15 protein-coding genes are annotated in these 19,426 nt (G+C 56.1%); 10 read left to right on the forward strand and 5 right to left on the reverse strand.

Annotated elements, in window-relative coordinates:
- Positions 1 to 60: 60 nt before the first annotated feature.
- Positions 61 to 1,266: an OmpA family protein gene (locus tag FFI90_RS08770; protein ID WP_144777657.1), complete on the reverse strand. Its 1,206-nt coding sequence runs from the start codon at positions 1,264 to 1,266 to the stop codon at positions 61 to 63.
- A 170-nt stretch (positions 1,267 to 1,436) separates the two neighbouring features.
- Positions 1,437 to 3,728 carry an ATP-dependent helicase gene (locus FFI90_RS08775; protein ID WP_144777658.1) on the reverse strand — a complete coding sequence of 764 codons (2,292 nt, stop codon included), beginning with the start codon at positions 3,726 to 3,728 and terminating at the stop codon, positions 1,437 to 1,439.
- A 225-nt stretch (positions 3,729 to 3,953) separates the two neighbouring features.
- Between FFI90_RS08775 and FFI90_RS08780 the strand changes: the two genes are divergently transcribed.
- The 3 genes from FFI90_RS08780 to FFI90_RS08790 all read left to right on the forward strand — a co-directional run bounded on the left by FFI90_RS08780 (position 3,954) and on the right by FFI90_RS08790 (position 7,265).
- Positions 3,954 to 4,331, forward strand: a complete 378-nt coding sequence (locus FFI90_RS08780; RefSeq protein WP_144777659.1) for a DUF2237 family protein — start codon at positions 3,954 to 3,956, stop codon at positions 4,329 to 4,331.
- A complete protein-coding gene (locus FFI90_RS08785; protein ID WP_144777660.1) occupies positions 4,331 to 6,487 on the forward strand; it encodes a tRNA(Met) cytidine acetyltransferase TmcA in 2,157 nt (718 codons plus the stop codon). The genes FFI90_RS08780 and FFI90_RS08785 overlap by 1 nt, the downstream gene beginning before the upstream one ends.
- Positions 6,488 to 6,557: 70 nt before the next feature.
- Positions 6,558 to 7,265 carry an ankyrin repeat domain-containing protein gene (locus FFI90_RS08790; RefSeq protein WP_144777661.1) on the forward strand — a complete coding sequence of 236 codons (708 nt, stop codon included), beginning with the start codon at positions 6,558 to 6,560 and terminating at the stop codon, positions 7,263 to 7,265.
- 19 nt (positions 7,266 to 7,284) lie between these two features.
- Here the strand turns inward: FFI90_RS08790 and FFI90_RS08795 are convergent, their stop codons facing one another.
- Complete coding sequence (locus FFI90_RS08795) at positions 7,285 to 8,400, reverse strand: enoyl-CoA hydratase/isomerase family protein (RefSeq protein WP_144777662.1); 1,116 nt, start codon at positions 8,398 to 8,400, stop codon at positions 7,285 to 7,287.
- 218 nt (positions 8,401 to 8,618) lie between these two features.
- Here FFI90_RS08795 and FFI90_RS08800 point away from each other — a divergent pair, with 218 nt between their 5' ends.
- On the forward strand, positions 8,619 to 8,954 hold the full coding sequence (locus FFI90_RS08800; protein WP_144777663.1) for a c-type cytochrome: 336 nt from the start codon (positions 8,619 to 8,621) through the stop codon (positions 8,952 to 8,954).
- A 25-nt stretch (positions 8,955 to 8,979) separates the two neighbouring features.
- Here FFI90_RS08800 and ppnN read toward each other — a convergent pair whose 3' ends face one another.
- Complete coding sequence (gene ppnN, locus FFI90_RS08805) at positions 8,980 to 10,362, reverse strand: nucleotide 5'-monophosphate nucleosidase PpnN (protein ID WP_144777664.1); 1,383 nt, start codon at positions 10,360 to 10,362, stop codon at positions 8,980 to 8,982.
- A gap of 110 nt (positions 10,363 to 10,472) precedes the next feature.
- Here ppnN and thiI point away from each other — a divergent pair, with 110 nt between their 5' ends.
- On the forward strand, positions 10,473 to 11,927 hold the full coding sequence (thiI, locus tag FFI90_RS08810; protein WP_144777665.1) for a tRNA uracil 4-sulfurtransferase ThiI: 1,455 nt from the start codon (positions 10,473 to 10,475) through the stop codon (positions 11,925 to 11,927).
- A gap of 4 nt (positions 11,928 to 11,931) precedes the next feature.
- Here the strand turns inward: thiI and FFI90_RS08815 are convergent, their stop codons facing one another.
- A complete protein-coding gene (locus FFI90_RS08815; protein ID WP_144777666.1) occupies positions 11,932 to 12,945 on the reverse strand; it encodes a histone deacetylase family protein in 1,014 nt (337 codons plus the stop codon).
- Between the two features lie 206 nt (positions 12,946 to 13,151).
- On the opposite strand from FFI90_RS08815, the gene FFI90_RS08820 reads away from it, so the two are divergent.
- From FFI90_RS08820 to FFI90_RS08840, 5 genes are all read left to right on the forward strand, one after another.
- Entirely contained in the window at positions 13,152 to 14,606 is a 1,455-nt protein-coding gene (locus FFI90_RS08820) for an NAD-dependent succinate-semialdehyde dehydrogenase (protein WP_144777667.1), read from the forward strand.
- 132 nt (positions 14,607 to 14,738) lie between these two features.
- Complete coding sequence (uvrD, locus tag FFI90_RS08825; protein ID WP_144777668.1) at positions 14,739 to 16,904, forward strand: DNA helicase II; 2,166 nt, start codon at positions 14,739 to 14,741, stop codon at positions 16,902 to 16,904.
- Positions 16,905 to 17,145: 241 nt separating this feature from the next.
- Positions 17,146 to 18,168 carry a permease gene (locus tag FFI90_RS08830; protein WP_144777669.1) on the forward strand — a complete coding sequence of 341 codons (1,023 nt, stop codon included), beginning with the start codon at positions 17,146 to 17,148 and terminating at the stop codon, positions 18,166 to 18,168.
- A complete protein-coding gene (locus tag FFI90_RS08835; RefSeq protein WP_144777670.1) occupies positions 18,155 to 18,928 on the forward strand; it encodes a type 1 glutamine amidotransferase in 774 nt (257 codons plus the stop codon). Before FFI90_RS08830 ends, FFI90_RS08835 begins: the two co-directional genes overlap by 14 nt.
- Before the next feature lie 78 nt (positions 18,929 to 19,006).
- The gene (locus tag FFI90_RS08840) at positions 19,007 to 19,408 is read left to right on the forward strand and encodes an ArsR/SmtB family transcription factor (RefSeq protein ID WP_186317949.1); all 402 of its coding nucleotides are present in this window, start codon (positions 19,007 to 19,009) and stop codon (positions 19,406 to 19,408) included.
- Positions 19,409 to 19,426 lie beyond the last annotated feature (18 nt).

The raw sequence follows: 19,426 nt of genomic DNA on the forward strand, positions 1-19,426 counted from the left end.
GAAAGGCGCCCGAGGGCGCCTTTCCTGATTTCACCTACGTCTGCGTTCGCTCAGGTTGTATTAGCGTAGAACCTGAATGCGGGCTTCAACCCGGCGGTTCTCGGCACGACCTGCAGCAGTGTCGTTGGAGGCAACTGGCTCCGATTCACCATAGCCTCTGGCGCTCACTTTTGCAGGGTCTACACCCAGTGGGCCAGTCAAACGTGCTGCTACAGCTTCGGCACGACGCTGTGACAGGCGTTGGTTATAGCTGGCTTTGCCTGTGTTGTCGGCGTGGCCGGCAATTTCCACAACGGTTCCCGGATTGTCCTTAAGTGCATCTGCAACGCGACGGATTTCATCATCGAAGGCGTGGCCTATCACCGAGCTGTTCGTCGGGAACTGAACCTCAATGGTGAAAGTATCGACGGTCTCGGTGATACCTTCACAACCGGTTTCATCGACTTTTGCACCGGCGGCAGTGTCCGGGCACAGATCCTGGCTGTTGACGACACCGTCGTTATCGCTGTCGAGTTCGCAGCCACGACTGTTAACTTCTGCACCGCGCGGGGTGTCAGGGCATGCATCACGTACGTCGGCTACGCCATCGCCATCTGCATCCGGCTCACAGCCAGTGCTGTCCACCGATGCGCCAGCGGGAGTGCCCGGGCATTGATCACGGGAATCGGGTACACCGTCATTGTCGGTATCCGCCGGGGCCATGGGTGCTGCGCTTCCAACCGTGCGGTTGAATGCAAAGCTGATTCCCAGAGCAACCTGAGTATCAAAGGTGCTTTCGTCGATGCCGTGGAATTCGCGCAAGTCACCACGCACGGAGATCGCGTCACTTACGTTGTAGCGGAAACCGGTACCCACGTTAACGCGTGTTTCATCGTGGTTGGTGCCTGCGGTACGCACGCCGCTGGCATCGTTTACGCCAAAGTCAGCATGGCCGGCACCCAGAGAAACGTATGGGTTCCAGGCTTTGTCCTGATCAGCAAAGTAGTAGATGCCGTCTACGCGGATTTCTTCAAAGTCTGATGATCCGGAGACGTACTTGCGATCTGCATCGGCCCGGGAATACATTGTCTCAATCGCCCAGTTCGGCTTGAACCGGTATTCCAGGCCAACGCCAAACGTTCCTGTCTCACTCAGGTCACGGTCATCGTCAAAAAGCTGGTAGGCGGCGAAAGGGTTGATGTAAACCGTTTCCTGGCGCTCAGCCAGGGCTGGGGCCGCAAAAGTACTGGCGATGGCGGCCATCGCTATGGGACGCATGATGTTCATGCAGAACCTCCTGTTCGATTATCGTTGTATGGCTACTGAGTGTTCACTTGATCAAGTAGATGCTTACGCGCAATCTAAGCGAAAGGATTACAAAAAACAAAGAATATATATTAACGGTTACATTGGGAAATTTAGGTGTTGCTGAAGTATTTGCCACCCGTGGCAACACTTTACTGACGTGGAATGCTGAAATATAGATGCGCGCTCTTTTTACTGAAGTTGAGTTTTTCGCCGCTGCCGAAGTGCACTTCGAATGAGCTCTCGTCTTCTGCAATCACTGTCCCTGTTCCGAAAATGGCGTGATTGAGGCGAGGCTGTTGCCACAAAAGTGCAGTACTGCTGTCACTCGTCTGAACCTCGCCTTCCAGAGCGACATCCTCGCGAGCTGCGTACCGCACGCTCACCGGCGTTATTGGTGCTTCCAGCTTCAGTGAATGACGGGTATCCGATGTCCGTTTATCCAACCAGCGCCCGAACTCATTGGCCAGCTCAAAACAGAATTCTTCCACAAACCGACTGGGGCCCTGATCGCCGTCCAGATGGGGCTGCCTGCTCACTGGCCGGGTGATCAGGTGCAGCTTATTCCGGGTGCGGGTCATGGCGACGTACAATAGCCTGCGCTCGCTTTCCAGGGAGGCTCGGGCGTCGTCCTGGGGTCTCGGGCTGTGGGGCAGGTATTTCTCTTGCAGCCCCGGGATGATTACCTGTGGCCACTCCAGCCCCTTGGTTCGATGAATGGTAGAGAGCAGAACGCCCCCGCCCCCCTTTTTCTCACTGGCCTGTTGCCGAAGTGCTTTGAGATGCGCAAGAGCGCCTGAGGCATTCACATCCAGGCTTTTCAGGTACTCGCGGAAGCCGTGAATGGTATCAATGCGTTCCTCCGCGTTGTCATGAGTCAGCGCCAGACTGCGAACACCTTCGTAAAGATCTGTGTGCTCCGCATAGACTGTGATCAGCCCTGCAACGGAGCCTGAATAGCCGCGCAACTGTTCCAGAACTTCACCCAATTTGCGCAGTTTGCGCGCCGCCATGGGCGCCAGGGCCCCGAAATCCAGTGCCAGCAGGTGCTCGTGCCAATCGGTGGCAAACGCTGCAAGAAAGCGTGCCAGCTGTTCCAGCTCCGGTTCCTTGAGGCCCACGTGAGGGAAGCGCAGAAGCAGTCGGGCCAGCTCGAGCCGATCCTCCTCTGGCAGCTTTTCCAGCGTTCCGGAAACGACCTTTAGCAGAGCCGTAATGGCCTGCACCTCACGACTGAACAGTGCCCCTTTGCCCGCATCAATGCGATAGGGGATCTGCCGTGCGAGCAACCTGAGTTCAATGGGCACACTCTGGCTCCAGACCCGGAATAGAATGGCTGTATCCGCCAGCGTAATCGGAAGTGCATCGTCTGCTTTCTGGCCAAGAATCTGCAGCACGGCATCGGCGTCGTTTTCAGCCCGGTGCAGGGTGATTTCCGTGCTTGGGGTGGAGGGATGGGATTGGCAAAGGACATCCTTGCGGCCGGTGTTGTGGCAAATCAGGTGGTTGGCCAAAAGAGCAACGCGGTGGCCATAACGAAAGGTGAAGCTCAGCGTTTGTTCCAGCGGGCTTTCAAACTCGTCGCTGAAGCGTTTGAGAATAAACTCGGGCTTCGCGCCCCGGAATTCGTAAATGGTCTGATCCGGATCCCCCACCACCGTTACCCGGGCCCGGTCGCCGGCAACATAGCGCAGCAGCAAATGCTGAATCTCGTTGGTGTCCTGGTACTCGTCAACGAGAATCAGATCCATTTTGTTGCCCACCAGCCTCTGTAGCGGCGGGTTCTGATGAATGGCCATCACTGGTTCGTAAAGCATGTCGGCAAAGCTGATCTTGCTTTGCCCCTTACGCCACTGTTCAAAGCTGTGAAACAGGTCGATAAGGTAGCGGTGTTTTTCCGAGTAGCCCAGCTCTTCGAAGACGATTTCGGCCGGCGACAGGGTGGTTTTTACGAGATCGATGAACCCTGTTGCTGTCTCTACAAAATCTTTCTTGTTGCGCCGGATCTCATCAGCCAGATCTTCCGGCGCCAGCCGCCGTGTTAACAGCCAGGCCTGAAAACTGATTTCCTGCTCGGTCAGGATTTTCTCGGAGAACCCCGGCAGGTAGCCTTCCTGCACAAATCGTTTATACAGTCGCAACCCCATGGCGTGATAGGTGCGTATCTCTGGCAGCGCCAGCCCGCTCTGGTGACAAATCTGTTGCAGCTTGCGTTCAAAATCAACCCGGGCACTGCGGTTGAACATAAGCACCAGCATGCGGCTCGGGTCATGGCCCTGTTGCAGCAGGTAGCGAATGCGCCAGGCCAGCGTGGAGGTTTTGCCGCTGCCCGCCACAGCGGTGATTACCGAGTGCTCGTAGCCAGCGGTAACAATCGCCCGCTGCTCGTCGGTGAGAAAATCAGGCAGATCCAGGGCGGGGGATTCGGGGGTATGGGTTGGCATAGATGCTATTGTACTGGCCAACTGGTAGCGCGGGTACCTGTGCCGTTAACATGATTGATTGATTTAGCGAATCCACCTCATTAGTTGGAGAGCGACGAGGCAGAACCTTCTCCAAAATCGTGCGGAGCCATGGATGGCGGAGCCGAGCGTACATGGATGTATTTACAGCGTATTTTGGAGAAGGTTCTGCCTCGTTGCTAACTCTCAAAGTCAGAGATAATAGATATGCAAACTGAAAAATCAATAAATGTGCTAGGTGAAAAGCTGGAAACTTGCGGCACTGACCCCGAAACCGGGTTCTATCGCGATGGCTGCTGCAATACGGGGCCGGATGATCATGGGTCGCATACCGTATGCGTGGTGATGACCGACGAGTTTTTGGAGTTCTCCAAAGCCCGCGGTAATGATTTGAGCACACCCGTGCCGGCTTTCGGGTTCCCGGGTTTGAAGGCCGGAGACAGCTGGTGCCTGTGTGCTGCTCGTTGGCATGAAGCTTTTGAAGCGGGCAGCGCGCCCAGAGTGCGGCTGCGTGCCACGCATCAGGCGGCGCTGGAGCATTGTGCCCTTGAAAATCTGAAAGCCCAGGGTGTAGATCTAAGTTAATGAGCTCTGGAACAGTAACGCAGGCGCTGGATGTCGATGCCTGGCGCTCACTGCAATCTGGCCTTGCGGCTGTCGGAAAACGGCGATTGGTGTTGCTGGAAGGCGCACGTGATCTCTCCATGCAGTGGCTGCAGGCACTGATGCCGTTTCTGGAGTTGGAAGGCGGACTCTGGGTTGGAGAGGCTGGTGATGCTCCGGACACTCGCCTTATCAACATTGAACCGGCGAAGGCTCGGCAGTGGCTGGGTCGTGAAACACCGCTGATTGTATGGGATGGCTGGCGGGGTAATCCGCCGGATGCTTTTGCGGCGCTTTCGGGCACGCTGACAGCGGGTGGGTTGTTGTTCTGGATGATGCCTTCACTGGAGGAGTGGGGGCATTTTGCTGATCCGGATTACGCGAGAACCGGTCTGGATCATGGTCAGGCCCACCCTTTCGCTGAACGCATGGCGAGTATTCTGGCGGCAGATTCTTCGGTAATCCGGGTGCGTCCTGGCTCGCCAGAGGCACTGACCCTTCCGGAATTACCTTCGCCAACCACTGAGTTCAGGGTCGCCACAACGCCCGATCAGCAGAATTTGATTCGTAAACTTGTGGCGTTCGGGCTGGGGCGCCGGCGGCGGCCATTGGTGGTGACGGCGGATCGGGGGCGGGGTAAGTCTGCTGCGCTGGGCATGGCTGCCGCCCGATTGCTGCAACAGGGCCGCAGGCAGATTCTGGTAACTGCGCCCTCAAGAGAAAATGTAAGCGCCTTGTTCACGCATGCTCTGGAAAGCCTTGGTGACGAGGTGCTGAAAACGGGTAACGACCGGATAGAAACAGCCTCTGGTGCGCTACTGCGTTTTTTACCGGTCCGGGATCTGCTGCGGGAAAAACCGGAGGCTGAGGTGGTCCTGGTGGACGAAGCGGCGGCTATTCCGGTCTCCCTGCTGAAACGTGTTCTTCTGGGCTGGCCACGGGTGACTTTTGTATCAACGGTGCATGGTTATGAAGGTGCCGGGCGTGGGTTTGCCATTCGCTTCCGCCAGATTCTCGACCAGGCAACGCCGCAGTGGCAGGCACAAACGCTTTCCCAACCGGTACGCTGGGCCGAAGGAGATCCACTGGAACCTTTGATATCGGATCTGTTTCTGCTGGGTGCCGATCATGACCCGGTTGAGTTGCCGAAAACCGGGGCGTCCGAAGTCGTGATCGAACCCTGGCGGCCTGCCCAGGCTTCCGAGGCGGAACTTGCTGATGCATTCGGCCTGTTGGTAAACGCGCATTACCGGACAACACCCGCCGACCTTCGGCAATGGATGGATGATCCTTCAGCGAGAAGTTGGCGCGCCCTCATAAACGGCGAAACCGTTGGAGTGCTCTGGGGCGCCGTAGAGGGCGGGCTAAGCAGTGAGTTGGCAGAACAGGTGGCCAGCGGCAAGCGCCGGGTTCGTGGCCACCTTTTGCCCCAGTCTCTTGCCAGCCACAGCGGTTTTCCGGAAGCAGCCAGTCAGCGCGGTTTGAGGATTATCCGGATTGCGGTTACAGCGCACGCCAGGCGCTCAGGCATTGGGTGCAGCCTGGTTGCTGCTGCGACTGCCTTTGGGGAACAGGAGGGGCTGGACTTTACGGGCACCAGTTTTGGCGGCAGTTCTGATCTTTACGCTTTCTGGGCATCTTGCAGGTTGGTGTTTGTGCGTATCGGGCTGCAGCAGGAAGCCACCAGCGGGGAATATCCGGTACAGATGGTCCTTGCCCACAGTGCAGGAGGAAAGTCTCTGGTTTCGCAGATACAGGCGCGGCTGGCGAGGCACTGGCTGGCTCTTGTGCCACTGAACTGGAGAGATCTGGAGCCCGAACTGTTAATGAGTATGACATCGGATCTGTCATCAGGGGCCCCGCCAGATGCAGCGGATATCCGGGATCTGCAGAACTTTGGTGGCGGCCACCGAGGTTTTCGACTGATGCTGCCGGTACTGCGGGATCTGAGCCAGGTGCCCGGCGTTATGAGCTGGCTTCGCGAGCATGGAGAGGCAGTAGTCTGGTGCCGTGCCGTGTTGCAGGGCTGGAATTGGCCCGAGCTGCAAAGAGAGGGGCTGTGCGTTGGCCAGCGCGATGGTGAGGATTGTTTGCGCGGTGTGGTCCGGGATCTTCTGCAAAACGGGCCGGAGATGTGACCCGCTCGATTTAATTGTGACGGCCATCTGTTCAGAATAGACACCACTTATCTGACAGAGACTGTTCGTTATGGCCAAGGGAACCGGCTTCTACCCGCACTCTATTCTGCTATCCGCCCTGCTGCTCGTGCCAGCGTTTGCTGTCCTTCCCGGGTGTGCTTCTTCAGAGGCTTCGGCCAACCTGGGTCAGCAGGCTGAGAGCGCATCAGACTCAGAGCTCTATCAAGCTGCGGCGCAAGGAAATTTTGAGGCCGTAAGCGATCTGACCAAATCGGGTGCGCCCTTGAACACATTGACAGGAAGCGGCACACCCCTGATGGCCGCTGTCCATGCACGGGAAGACCGGATTGCGTGGTATCTGTTAACCAAGGGAGCGGACCCTGACCTTGCAGAAAGCGATCAGGTAACACCGTTGATGAAGGCGTCAGAGCAGGGCGACCGCCGGCTTGTGCGTTTGCTTCTGTCAGCAGGTGCCAGAGTGAATGCTACGGATATGCAGGGCTATACACCGGTAATGCGGGCTGCTGAACGAGGCCAGTTGTCGGTGGTGAAAGTGCTGCTGGCTGCTGGGGCTAACGTTAATGTCAGCCAGGGGGGCGAGTCACTGCTGATGAAAGTTGTCGCCACAGGCGATCTGCTAACGGCTGAAATGATACTGGCTGCCGGGGCCGATGCAGGTTTTCGTTCTGAGGACGGCACCACAGCTCTGGACGTCGCCCGTGCCAACAACCATCAGGATCTGGAGATGTTGCTGGTACAGGCTGGAGCTGAACTGTAAAAAGGATGTCTACTGGTTGCTATTCCAGCTGCATGGGGTCTGTCTGATCGTTCCACACGGGCAGGAAGTGGGCGTCGATAACCGCTTCTGGCACGTCCTCAAGGCGGGAGAAAGACCACTTCGGGTTCTGGTCGCGATCGATCAGCCGGGCCCGGATGCCCTCGGTCAGGTCGGGCCTGCGGGCGCACTCCCAGACCATAGCCAGTTCCATCCGGAACACATCTTTCAATGACATTTGCTGAGCCTTCTTGAGCTGATTCCAGATCAGCCATGCCGATACCGGGCAGCCCCCCTTCAGCGTTTTCATGCAGGTGTTCCACCACTCGCTGTCGACGCGAGCAGTAAGCAGCTGATCGACGATATCCGGCAAACTGGTTCCGGCGCACAGCCGTGCAATATCCCGTTCGTGCACCTCCAGATGGCTGGCGGGCAACGTGCGATAATCCTGAGACTCAAGCTGATTCAACAAGCGGAACAGGCGGCTGTCGTCAGATGCTCTTTGCCCACTCCAGCGTTCTTCCTGCAGCCGCGACAATAGGCCCTGGTGATCACTGGTTGGCAAGGCCATATCCGCCAGCCCCACGCGCAAGGCGTCGGTTGTGTTCAGGCGTGCACCGGTCAGGCCCAAAAACAACCCCAGACGCCCCGGCAGTCGGTTCAGAAACCAGCTTGAGCCAACGTCCGGAAACAGGCCGATGGAGATCTCCGGCATAGCCAGAGTGGCGTCCGGTGTTAATAGCCGGAAGCGACACGCGGAAAACAGGCCCAGGCCTCCACCCATAATAATACCGTGCCCGATACCAACAACGGGTTTGGGAAACACGTGCAGCGTGTAGTCAAGCTCGTACTCGTGGCTGAAAACACTGAATGCCTCTTCGGGGCTCTCCGGGTTTTTTTCGGGGCTGGTCAAGGCCAGGTACAGGTCCCGAATGTCGCCGCCCGCACAAAAGCCCCTTTCTCCGGCTCCCCGGAGGACAACAACACAGATGCGATCATCGGCAGCCCAGCGCTCCAGGGTGTCCCTGATCGTGATAATCATCCCCTCAGAGAGTGCATTAAGTGTCGCGGGGGAATTCAGAGTCAATAAGCCGATATGGCCTTCGCGGCAGGGGAGTTCCTGAACCTCTACAGACATTAATGGTTTCTCCGGACGGTAAAATAATCTCTGATGTGACCTTTGTTCGTACTATGTCGTCAACCGGACATAAAATGAAGAGTACGAACGTCGAAGCAGGCGCATTGATCTATGGCATTTGTTCTGTGGCATGTCTGTGATATAAGTTTCTGCCAGTTGCTGTCCGGTTTCGAACGCCGGTTTGAATAACTTAAAACGATGATGAGAGGTTAATCATAATGAAATTTAAACACTATGCTGTTGCAGGGCTTTTTGCATTGAGCGCCGCGGTTCCTGCGGTATCTTCTGCTGCCGGCGATGCCGCAGCTGGTAAGGCAAAAGCAGCCGTTTGTGCAGCTTGCCATGGCCAGAACGGGGTTGCCCAGATTCCGATGTACCCTAATCTGGCGGGCCAGCACGAGCAGTATCTGGTCTCATCCCTCAAGGCGTACAAGAACAAGCAGCGCAGTGGTGGTCAGGCAGCCATCATGCAGGGCCAGGCAGCGGCGCTGAGCGACGAAGACATCGCCAACCTCGCAGCGTACTACGCCAGCCTGCCGGCTGGCGGCAAGTAAACGCCAGGCGCATCAGTACAGCAGCTCAGGCTGCTGTACTGATGATTCGGTAGCTCGGGCGGTATGCAGAGGTGCCAGGCAGTTTCATTCGGTTCTGGGCGACAAACTGCTCCAGCATGGCCTCCAGAGGCTTGATCAGGGTCGGATCTCCTGAGATCTCGAAAGGCCCCTTCTCCTGCACTTGCCGGATCCCACCTTCCTTTACGTTACCTGCCACGATGCCACTGAATGCCTTTCTCAGGTTAGCGGCAATGAGGTGAACCGGTTGATCACGGTGTAATTCCAGCGCAAGCATGTTCTCGTGATCCGGCTCAAAGGGCAGCTGGAATACCGGATCGATTTTCAGCATCCAGTTGAAGTAGTAAGCATCCTGCATGGCCCGGCGGAAGGTTTCGACCTCCCTCATACCCTTTTTCATGGCCTGCGCCACCCGCACGGGATCATCAATGATGATCTGGTATTTGCTGGCGGCTTCGTCTCCCAGGGCGTTACGGATGAACTTGTCGATCATCTCGAAGTATTCAGCGTTTTCCGGCCTGCCGGTGAAAACCACCGGGAAAGGCAGGTCGGCGTTATCAGGGTGCAAAAGTATGCCGAGCAGGTAAAGGATTTCCTCTGCAGTACCTACGCCGCCCGGAAAGACAACTACGCCATGGCCGCAACGTACAAAGGCTTCCAGGCGCTTTTCGATATCCGGCATGATCACCAGCTCGTTCACGATCGGATTGGGTGCTTCAGCACCGATGATGCCCGGTTCGGTGATGCCAATGTAGCGGCCATTTTTAATTCGCTGCTTGGCGTGCGCGATCGTAGCGCCTTTCATCGGGCCCTTCATGGCGCCCGGCCCACAGCCAGTGCAAATGCTCAATTCGCGCAGGCCAAGCTGGTGGCCCACTTCCTTGCTGTACTGGTATTCTTCATGACTTATGGAATGTCCACCCCAGCACACAATCAGGTCAGGCTGGCGGCCGGGCTGCAACACCCGCGCATTGCGCAGAATGTGAAACACCATGTTGGTAAGGTCGTCCGGCTCATTACTTTTCAGAATCCGGGCAAATTGCGGCGTGGAGTGGGTATAAACTATATCCCGCAGAACCGAGAACAGATGCTCACGAATAGCACGCAACATCTCGTCATCCACAAACGCGTGCGCTGGCGCATTGATCAGCTCGAGCTTCAGGCCTCTGGGCTGTGGTATCAGACGTATATCGAAATCCGTATGGGCTTCCATCAAGTCCTGGCAGTCATCGGTCACGACACCTGTGTTCAGAACGGCCAGGGCGCATTGCCGAAACAGCCGGTACAAACCGCCTTCGCTTCTGTCTTTGAGCAAACTGACTTCGTGATTGGACAGTATTTCCAGGCTGCCCTCTGGTGAGACAAGAGCATTGATGGTGGGTGCGGTCATGAACAGAAAAACTCCTGAGTGTTGCGGTAATACCCGATTTTGAGGCATAGCGCCAAAACGCTACACTAAGCGCCTTTCAAATCATACACCATCCGACCAAACGCCGATTTATGAAACTGCTTATTCGTCCCGCCCCGGAAGTTGCAATCAAGAGCAAGCCTGTTCGTCGTCGACAGATGCGCCATTTACGACAGAACATTCGTAAACTTCTGGCGCGCCTGGATCACGACATTGTTGTGGAGGGCAGCTGGGACAGAGTCGATGTTGAGATGCCGGACGGCAGAGGGCTGGCCGGCCCTGTGGTTGATGCGCTTCTGCACATCCCCGGCATCTCGACTATTCAGGAGATTGCGGCGTTTCCGTTTGTCAGCCTTGATGACATTGTTCAGAAAGCCGTTGCAGCCTTTGCTGATCGCCTCGGCGGGAAAAGCTTCGCGGTTCGGGTCAGACGTCATGGGGAACACGATTTTCGCTCCATCGATCTTGAAAGGCTGACAGGAAGCGCGTTGATGCAGGCTGTTGCCAATGCCCGTGTTGATCTGAAGTCACCTGAGGTGGAGGTGCGCATAGAGGTGCGAGGTGATCAGTTTCACATTGCCCGGCGTAGACATCGTGGCTTGGGCGGCTATCCACTGGGCAGTGTCGAGAACGTAATGACGCTGATGTCCGGTGGGTATGATTCGTCGGTAGCAGCTTATCTGATGCTGCGCCGCGGCCTGCGCAGTCACTTCGTGTTTTTCAACCTGGGTGGCGTGGCGCACGAGGTGGGTGTGCGGCAGGTGGTTCACTATCTGTGGGAGCGCTACGGTGCGTCTCACGGCGCCAAGTTTATCTCCGTGCCGTTTGACGGAGTGGTAGAAGAAATCATGCGATCGGTCGGTCACCGACACTGGGGTGTGGTACTCAAGCGGCAGATGCTGAAGGCGGCCAGTGAGATTGCGCGGAACAACAACGCGGTTGCTCTGGTAACCGGAGATGCTGCAGGTCAGGTGTCGAGCCAGACCCTGACCAACCTGAATGTCGTGGATCGGGCCAGCGACGAGGTGGTTCTGCGGCCACTGATTGCCATGGACAAGGAAACCATTATTGGTATTGCCCGGGACATCGGCACAGAGCCCTTCGCCCGGACTATGCCGGAATACTGCGGTGTGATATCCCAAAAACCCTCTACTCGAGCACAACTGAGCCGGGTGGAAGCTGATGAGGCGGCAATGGATCCCGAGATTCTTGCTCACGCCATTGAGGCCCGTGAAGATACCCCGGTCAGCGAGCTGCTGAGCACCCTTACGACGCCCGAAGAGGTCGAGCTGGTAAAAACGCCCGCTGTCAGCGATATTATTATCGACGTGCGCCATCCGGCGGAAGGCGAGCAATCTCCTCTGCAGCTAACCGGTAACGAGATTCTGAAGATTCCATTCTACGAGTTGAATCGACACATCGGAGAGCTTCCGGCCAATCGTCAGTATCTGCTGTATTGTGAGCACGGCACCATGAGCCGTATGCATGCCGTCCACCTGAAGGCTGACGGGCACGAAAACATCAGAGTTTACGCGCCCGCCTTGTAGTGCCTCAGCCGGCCAGCCCTTTGAAGAACTGCTGAACGTTCTCGCTCAGGGTGTCCAGATCGTAGCCGCCCTCCTGAACGACCAGCGTGGGCAGGCCAAGCTGGCGCATGTGGGTGCTGAGCCGGCAAAATCCTTCCGAGCTTACCGATACTTTGGCCTGGGGATCGTCTTTGTAAATATCAAAACCCAGAGTCAGAATCAGCGCATCTGGCTGAAACAGCCGGATGGCCGCCATGGCCTCGTCCACCTTCTCGAAAAAATCACTTTCAGATGAGCCGTGCGGCATGGGCATGTTGATGTTGTAGCCGTAACCCTCGCCTTCGCCGCGTTCATTTTCGAAGCCGGTAACCACAGGATAGAAATTGGTCGGATCGCCGTGAATGGATATGTAGAGCACATCACTGCGATCGTAGAAAATTTCCTGAATGCCTTGGCCGTGATGCATGTCGGTGTCGAGAATGACCAGCCGGGGGAACCGGGATTTCATATGCTCGGCTGCAATAGCCGCATTGTTAAGATAGCAGAAGCCACCGGCGGCATCCTTGCGAGCATGGTGACCCGGTGGCCGGCAGACGGCGTAGGCTGTGCGATCGCCTGCCATCACTGCGTCGGCAGCACCTAGCGCAGTCTGGGCCGACCAATAAGCCGCATTCCATGTGTGCTCACCAATGGGGCAACTGCCATCGGCCTGGTATCGGGCCGCTTCGGCAAGAATGCCGGTCAGGTGATTCGGGGAACGCACAAAAATATTGGAAATTACTTCTTCCCCCCAGTCGTCCATTTTCATCCAGCGTCGGTGGGCTGATTCGAGAAAGCGCAGATACCCCAGGTCGTGCACCTTGGAAATCGGGCCCGCACCATGATCGGAAGGCTGCAGCACCGATATGCCCATTTCTTTCAGGCCTTCCAGCATCTCGTTGGTGCGATCGGGTACTTCCTGAGGCTGACGCATCTGGCCCCTGGTGAAATAGGTTCGGGGCGAGTGCTTATCTTGCGCGGGATGGAAATATGCTTTCATTATCCGAACTCCTGGATTTCCGGTTCTATTGATATAGGCGCTGTATTCAACTGTGGCGACTGGGAGTATAGGCTCAGACAGAGGATGGTCAAAAGCCGGGCTATCGACTTTACAGGTAGAGATTCAGCATCCACTATGGAAGACAGATTCAAACTACGCAACCGTGCACCGTCTCAGGTGCAATTACTGACATAACAGGAGCCGAAATGATCGAGTCACCACTGCTGGAAAAGCTGACTGGCTACATCGGCGGTCGCTGGACCGACAACGAACAGGGCAGCACCTTTGATGTTTACAACCCGGCAACGGGTGAGGTAATTGCACAGGTTGCCTCCATGCCTGAAGACGAAGTGAAAGCGGCGGTCGAGGCGGGTAAGTCTGCGCTTCGCCTGACAAACCTCTACTCCATCGAAACCCGCAGAAAATGGCTGGAAGATATCCGCGATGCGCTTAAGGTAAACAGGGAAGAAGTCGGTCGGATTCTATGCATGGAGCACGGTAAGCCGCTGAACGAAGCTCAGGGTGAGGTGGATTACGCTGCCGGCTTTTTTGATTACTGCTCCAAACACATTCAGGCGCTGGATGCTCACACGCTTCCGGAAACCCCCAAGGACTGCAGCTGGACAGTGCACTATCGGCCAGTCGGTGTTACTGCGCTGATCACGCCCTGGAACTTTCCCATTGGCATGATCGCCAAAAAGCTCTCTGCCGCCCTGGCAGCGGGCTGCCCTTCTGTGATCAAGCCGGCCAGCGAAACGCCGCTCACCATGATTGCGTTGTTCACGCTCATGGATAAGCATGTGGATCTGCCAGATGGCATGGTGAACCTGGTCATGGGCAAAGCCAGCGTGATCGGCAAGGTGCTGTGTGAAAGCCCGGACGTGCCCATGCTGAGCTTTACCGGCTCCACTGAAGTGGGCCGCAAGCTGATTTTGGATACTGCTGACCAGATCAAGAAACTCGCCCTGGAACTGGGCGGTAATGCGCCGTTTATTGTGTTTGAAGATGCCGATCTGGACGCTGCCGCCGACAACCTCATTGCCAACAAATTCCGTGGTGGCGGGCAAACCTGTGTCTGTGCAAACCGGGTTTTTGTTCACGAAAAAGTGATGGATGCCTTTGGCAAAAAGCTCGCAGAGCGCGTGAATAAAATGACCGTGGGTGACGGCATTGCAGGTGATGTCGACATTGGCCCGTTGATCAACAAAGCGGGATTCGACAAGGTAAGGCGCCACCTGGAGGACGCTCTTGGCAAAGGCGCATCGTTGGTTGCCGGTAAACAGCCAGGTGATCTGGGCGATGGCCACCTGTTCTTCCCGCCGACGGTCGTCTCCGGTGTAACGCGGGATATGTGCTGCTTCCGGGAAGAAACCTTCGGGCCGCTGGTGCCGATGGCAAGTTTCCAGACCGAAGACGAAGTGATCGACGCCGGCAACGATACCGAGTTTGGCCTGGCTTCCTATGTGTTTACCGCCGATGTGGAGCGCGCACAGCGGGTTGCTGCCGGCTTGAGGTTTGGGCATGTTGGCTGGAATACCGGCACCGGGCCCACGCCTGAAGCGCCGTTTGGCGGAATGAAAGCTTCCGGCACAGGTCGCGAAGGCGGGCATGAGGGGTTGTTCGAGTTTGTTGAAGCGCAGACGGTGCCTCGCGGGTTCTGATCTCTTCGATGTGCTGGAAAAGAAGGCGAGCCACGGCTCGCCTTCTTTGTTTTTCAGGGCAGGAAAGCAGGCGCCCATCACAGCTGATATACTTCCGACCTGTTCATTTAACCAGTAGCGAAAGTGTTCCCTATGGATGTCTCCCACATTATTGATTCCCTGAATGATGCCCAGCGTGAGGCGGTTACGGCACAGAACGATCATCTGCTGGTGCTGGCCGGTGCCGGCAGTGGTAAAACCCGGGTGCTGGTACACCGGATTGCCTGGCTGATGCAGGTGGATAGGGTTCCGCCCACTGGGATTCTGGCGGTCACCTTTACCAACAAAGCCGCTAAAGAGATGCGCTACCGCATCGAAGAGATGATGAACATTCCCTCGCGCGGCCTATGGTTTGGCACGTTTCATGGTATTGCTCACCGATTGCTGAGAGCGCACTGGAAAGATGCCGGGTTACCAGAGAATTTTCAGGTGCTGGACAGCGACGACCAGCTCCGCATGGTAAAGCGGGTTATGCGGGAAGCAAAGATTGATGAAAGCCAGTTCCCGCCCAGGCAAGCCCAGTGGTTTATCAGTAGCCAGAAAGACGAAGGCTTGCGGGCCGACCACATTCAGGAAAACCCGGGGGATCACTTCACTTCCACCATGCTGAAGGTGTACCGCCGCTACGAGCAGCTTTGCCAACAGAGCGGATTGGTGGATTTTGGCGAGTTGCTGCTGCGCTCCCACGAATTGTGGCTACATCGGCCGGAGCTGCTGGCCCATTACCAACAGCGGTTTCAGCACATTCTGGTGGACGAGTTTCAGGATACCAACACCATCCAGTACGCCTGGCTGCAGGTGTTGGCCAGTAACCGTGTTCCGCTGACGGTGGTGGGCGATGACGATCAGTCCATCTACGGCTGGCGTGGCGCAAAAATCGAGAACATCCAGCAGTACCAGCGTGACTTTCCCAACGCCCGGCTGGTGCGACTGGAGCAGAACTACCGTTCTACACAGCTGATTCTGAAAGCCGCCAACTCCGTAATTGCCAACAACCAGGGCCGGCTGGGCAAGGAACTCTGGACGGATGGCGTGGAAGGCGAGCCCATCAGCCTGTATGCCGCATTCAACGAGCAGGATGAAGCCAACTACATCGCTGACAGCATCTCCAGCTGGGTTGATGAGGGCAATCTGCGCAGCGAGTCCGCCATCCTGTACCGCTCCAACGCCCAGTCCCGGGTGCTGGAAGAGTCGCTAATGCGCCAGGGTATTCCTTATCGGGTCTATGGCGGTCTGCGCTTTTATGATCGCCAGGAAATCCGCAATGCGTTGGCTTATCTGCGGCTGGTGCATTATCGCCGGGATGATGCCGCTTTCGAACGGGTGGTGAACGTGCCGACCCGGGGTATCGGGGCCAAAAGCCTGGCGGAGCTGCGTGAATACGCAAGCAACCAGAGCGTGTCCCTGTGGGAGTCAGCTGAGCGTTTGCTGGAGGCCGGGCAGGTGAAAGGCCGGGCGAAAACCGGGCTGCAAAAATTTATCGATATCATTGAAGAATTGTCCGCCATAGCAGAGGACGCGTCGCTCCACGGCCTTATGAAGGAAACGATCGAAGCCAGCGGCCTGAAGGACTACCACGCCAGCGAAAAGGGCGAAAAAGCACAGGCCAAGGTTGAGAATCTGGAGGAGCTGGTTAACGCTCTTGCAGACTTTCAAGTGGAAGAAGGCGTTGATCCGCTCTCGGAATTTATTGCACAGGCAGCATTGGATGCCGGCGAATCCCAGGCCGGAGATCACGAAGACAGCGTACAGCTGATGACCTTGCACTCCGCCAAAGGCCTGGAGTTCCCGCTGGTGTTTCTGGCCGGCGTGGAGGAGGGGTTATTCCCTCACAGCATGTCTCTGGAAGAGCCAGGGCGCATGGAGGAAGAACGACGGTTGGCCTATGTGGGCATCACTCGGGCCATGAAAAAGCTGGTGATCACTTACGCTGAGTCCCGCCGGCTGTATGGACAGGAGAAGTTTCATGCGCTCTCCCGTTTCGTGCGGGAGATCCCCAGCGATTGTCTGCAGGAAGTGCGGTTGCGCAACACGGTGACCCGCCCGGCGATGGCCCAGCGGCCAAACGAAGGGTTGTTCAGTCAGGACTCTGCAAAGCAGTCCGGTTTCAGCCTGGGGCAAAGAGTTCGGCACCCGAAGTTTGGGGAAGGTGTTGTTCTGAATGCCGAAGGCAGCGGGCACCACACGCGGGTACAAGTGAATTTCGATGAAGGTGCAAAATGGCTGGTGCTTGCCTATGCACCCCTGGAAGCCTGCTAGAGATAATAGCGGGCTTTCGTTCCAACACCATCCATTTTAGCAAAACTAAAGTGCTCGTTTAGCCAGCCCCTGTTGCCAAAACGAGCGCCACCTTGCCGACACACCTTTGCATAATGATGACGTCTCTGGCCTGGTATCTGTCTATCTCTTGCCAGAGGTGGGGGAATTGGTTAAATTACAACATATGCATAAATGCGCGTATGTGCATTTATAAAGTTGTCATTTAATTTCAGGAAAGTTTATGGAGAAGAATAATTGGGCGGTAGCTCTACAGGAGCTGCTCCATGTGGGTGGTACTCTCGTTCTTATAATTGCTGTAGTTGTGGTTCTGACGGGCATTATCCGTGAATATATCCCGCAGGAAAAGCTGCAGAAAAAACTGGCAAAGCATGAAAAACGGGGGCCTTTGGTGGGCGCTCTGCTGGGTACACTTACACCCTTTTGCAGTGCATCCATGGTTCCAGTCGTCATGGGTATGATTGAAATGAAAGCGTCGATGGGAATGGTCTTCGGCTTTCTCATCTCCGCACCTTTATGTAATTTCGTAGTTGTTGGCCTGGTCCTCGCCGTGTTCGGTTGGGAAGTTGCACTCCTGTATTTCGCTCTGACGCTTGCCGGGGCCATCCTTGCTGGCTATGTAATTGGTCTGACACCACTCAGAAACTCTTTTCGTCGCATTTCTGAAGTGCCAGTAAGCAGTTGCAGCAGTTCACCGGCTGCAGCCGTCGCTGTCACGGCGTCATCCTGCCAGGGCGAAAACAATGCAATAGACGACCGCTCCGGTACGGAGGCTCTGCAACAGTGTATGGCCACGGCTTGTGCGCCCTACACCAGCGATGCCGTTGTGACTCACAAGGAGCGGATGCGGCTTGCTATGCGTTTCGCCTGGGCACTGTTCAAGCGCATTATTCCTTATGTTCTGATTGGCGCCGTCATCAGTGCACTATCTGCAGCGTTTCTCCCCGCGGAGCTTGTTGAGGAATATATTGGCGATGACAACTGGTATGCCATCCCTGTAGCAGCGGCTATTGGCGTGCCTTTGTATCTGCGCATCGAGATGGCTATTCCTCTGCTGCAGGTACTAATCGCGAAAGGTATGGGTATGGGCGCCGCTATGGCTCTGCTGATTGGAGGAACGGGTGCCAGCTTGCCCGAAATCGCGATTATCTCTTCGGTGCTTAAGCCAAAAGCGGTTGTGGCTTTTGTGATTACTGTTATTGCTCTGGCCATAGTCGGAGGGGTCGTTTTCAGTGTCGTCTTTTGAAATGCGAACCGGCTTGGCACAGTCACAACAACGGTCGGTACGTATCGGTCTGTTGTTGTGTGGTGATGTGCACACAGCCCTGCAACCTGTGTTTGATAACTATGCTGGATGTTTGATTGAGCGGCTTCAACTACAAAGCGCGCAGTTTGAGGTCAGGACTTGGCATGCCTGGAAAGGCGAGTTGCCCGATAATGTCATGGAGGCAGATGCATATCTGGTCGGTGGTAGCCCGGCCAGTGTGTTCGACCGGGAACCCTGGATTGACCGACTGGGCTCCTTTATCCGTCACGCTCACAGTGCGCGACGGCGACTGCTGGGGATCTGCTTTGGTCATCAGATGATTCATCAGGCTTTAGGCGGGCGCGTTGATCGGGCAGATGCTGGATGGGGGTTGGGAATATATCCGATACACCTGCGTCGCCAGATAGCTGGCCTGTCGCACAAAAAGCCTGTTGCGCTATATGCAATGCACCGCGACCAGGTTGTAACGCCTGCTGAAGGTTTTGAGCATCTTGGGGGTAGCGAATTCTGTCCCTATTATCTGATGGGCCACACAGATAGGGTCCTGACAATACAGGGGCACCCGGAGTTCACCCCTGATTTTTTTGCTGAGTTTCTGAAGATTGCTGAATCCCGATTCGATGAGAAGACTGTTGCCCAGGCGCGCCTTGGAATGCTGGGTGCTGATGATAGTGAAGCTGTCTGCCAGATGCTCAATGGCTTTCTGCTGGGGCGGTCAACCGGGCTCTGGTCAGGATGAAGCAGTGATTAGGCTCGCCGGATTGCCGCTCTGGTGCTAATGGCCTAAGATCCGAACCAATGGAGGTTTGGAAGCATAATGATGGATGATCGCTATGTAGAAGGGTTGAAAGCTATCGCGGACTCGAATCGTTTGCGGCTGTTCTGGCTGCTGGTCCAAATCGATGAGCGGATTTGCGTAGCCGAAGCGATGGATGTTCTTGGTGAAACGCACTACAACGTTTCGCGTAACCTGAAAATTCTGCAGAAAGCCGGCTTGGTGACTGCACAAAAGGAAGGAAAGTGGGTTTTTTATACCCTCAACAGGGAGGGAACGCGTTTTCATGTCAAACTGCTGGCGGCGGTAAAGAGTATCCCCGAGCACGAATTCGAAAACGAAATAAAAAAATGCCGCCTGCGTCTGGAACTGCGCGAGAGAGGCCAATGCGTCGTTGGGCCTGATAGTCAGGAATGGGCCGCCATTATTCAGGACCAGGGCTAGCCAACAAAGCTCAGTGTA

It is taken from the genome of Marinobacter maritimus (assembly GCF_007671675.1).
Classification (GTDB): Bacteria; Pseudomonadota; Gammaproteobacteria; order Pseudomonadales; family Oleiphilaceae; genus Marinobacter; species Marinobacter maritimus.

What these genes read in the sequence shown, in the direction of transcription:
- thiI (WP_144777665.1), top strand. Translation starts at nt 10,473, where the DNA reads ATGAAACTGCTTATTCGTCCCGCCCCGGAAGTTGCAATCAAGAGCAAG.
- FFI90_RS08790 (WP_144777661.1), top strand. Translation starts at nt 6,558, where the DNA reads ATGGCCAAGGGAACCGGCTTCTACCCGCACTCTATTCTGCTATCCGCC.
- FFI90_RS08840 (WP_186317949.1), top strand. Translation starts at nt 19,007, where the DNA reads ATGATGGATGATCGCTATGTAGAAGGGTTGAAAGCTATCGCGGACTCG.
- FFI90_RS08795 (WP_144777662.1), bottom strand. Translation starts at nt 8,400, where the DNA reads ATGTCTGTAGAGGTTCAGGAACTCCCCTGCCGCGAAGGCCATATCGGC.
- FFI90_RS08775 (WP_144777658.1), bottom strand. Translation starts at nt 3,728, where the DNA reads ATGCCAACCCATACCCCCGAATCCCCCGCCCTGGATCTGCCTGATTTT.
- FFI90_RS08820 (WP_144777667.1), top strand. Translation starts at nt 13,152, where the DNA reads ATGATCGAGTCACCACTGCTGGAAAAGCTGACTGGCTACATCGGCGGT.
- uvrD (WP_144777668.1), top strand. Translation starts at nt 14,739, where the DNA reads ATGGATGTCTCCCACATTATTGATTCCCTGAATGATGCCCAGCGTGAG.
- FFI90_RS08780 (WP_144777659.1), top strand. Translation starts at nt 3,954, where the DNA reads ATGCAAACTGAAAAATCAATAAATGTGCTAGGTGAAAAGCTGGAAACT.
- FFI90_RS08785 (WP_144777660.1), top strand. Translation starts at nt 4,331, where the DNA reads ATGAGCTCTGGAACAGTAACGCAGGCGCTGGATGTCGATGCCTGGCGC.
- FFI90_RS08800 (WP_144777663.1), top strand. Translation starts at nt 8,619, where the DNA reads ATGAAATTTAAACACTATGCTGTTGCAGGGCTTTTTGCATTGAGCGCC.
- FFI90_RS08815 (WP_144777666.1), bottom strand. Translation starts at nt 12,945, where the DNA reads ATGAAAGCATATTTCCATCCCGCGCAAGATAAGCACTCGCCCCGAACC.
- ppnN (WP_144777664.1), bottom strand. Translation starts at nt 10,362, where the DNA reads ATGACCGCACCCACCATCAATGCTCTTGTCTCACCAGAGGGCAGCCTG.
- FFI90_RS08770 (WP_144777657.1), bottom strand. Translation starts at nt 1,266, where the DNA reads ATGAACATCATGCGTCCCATAGCGATGGCCGCCATCGCCAGTACTTTT.
- FFI90_RS08830 (WP_144777669.1), top strand. Translation starts at nt 17,146, where the DNA reads ATGGAGAAGAATAATTGGGCGGTAGCTCTACAGGAGCTGCTCCATGTG.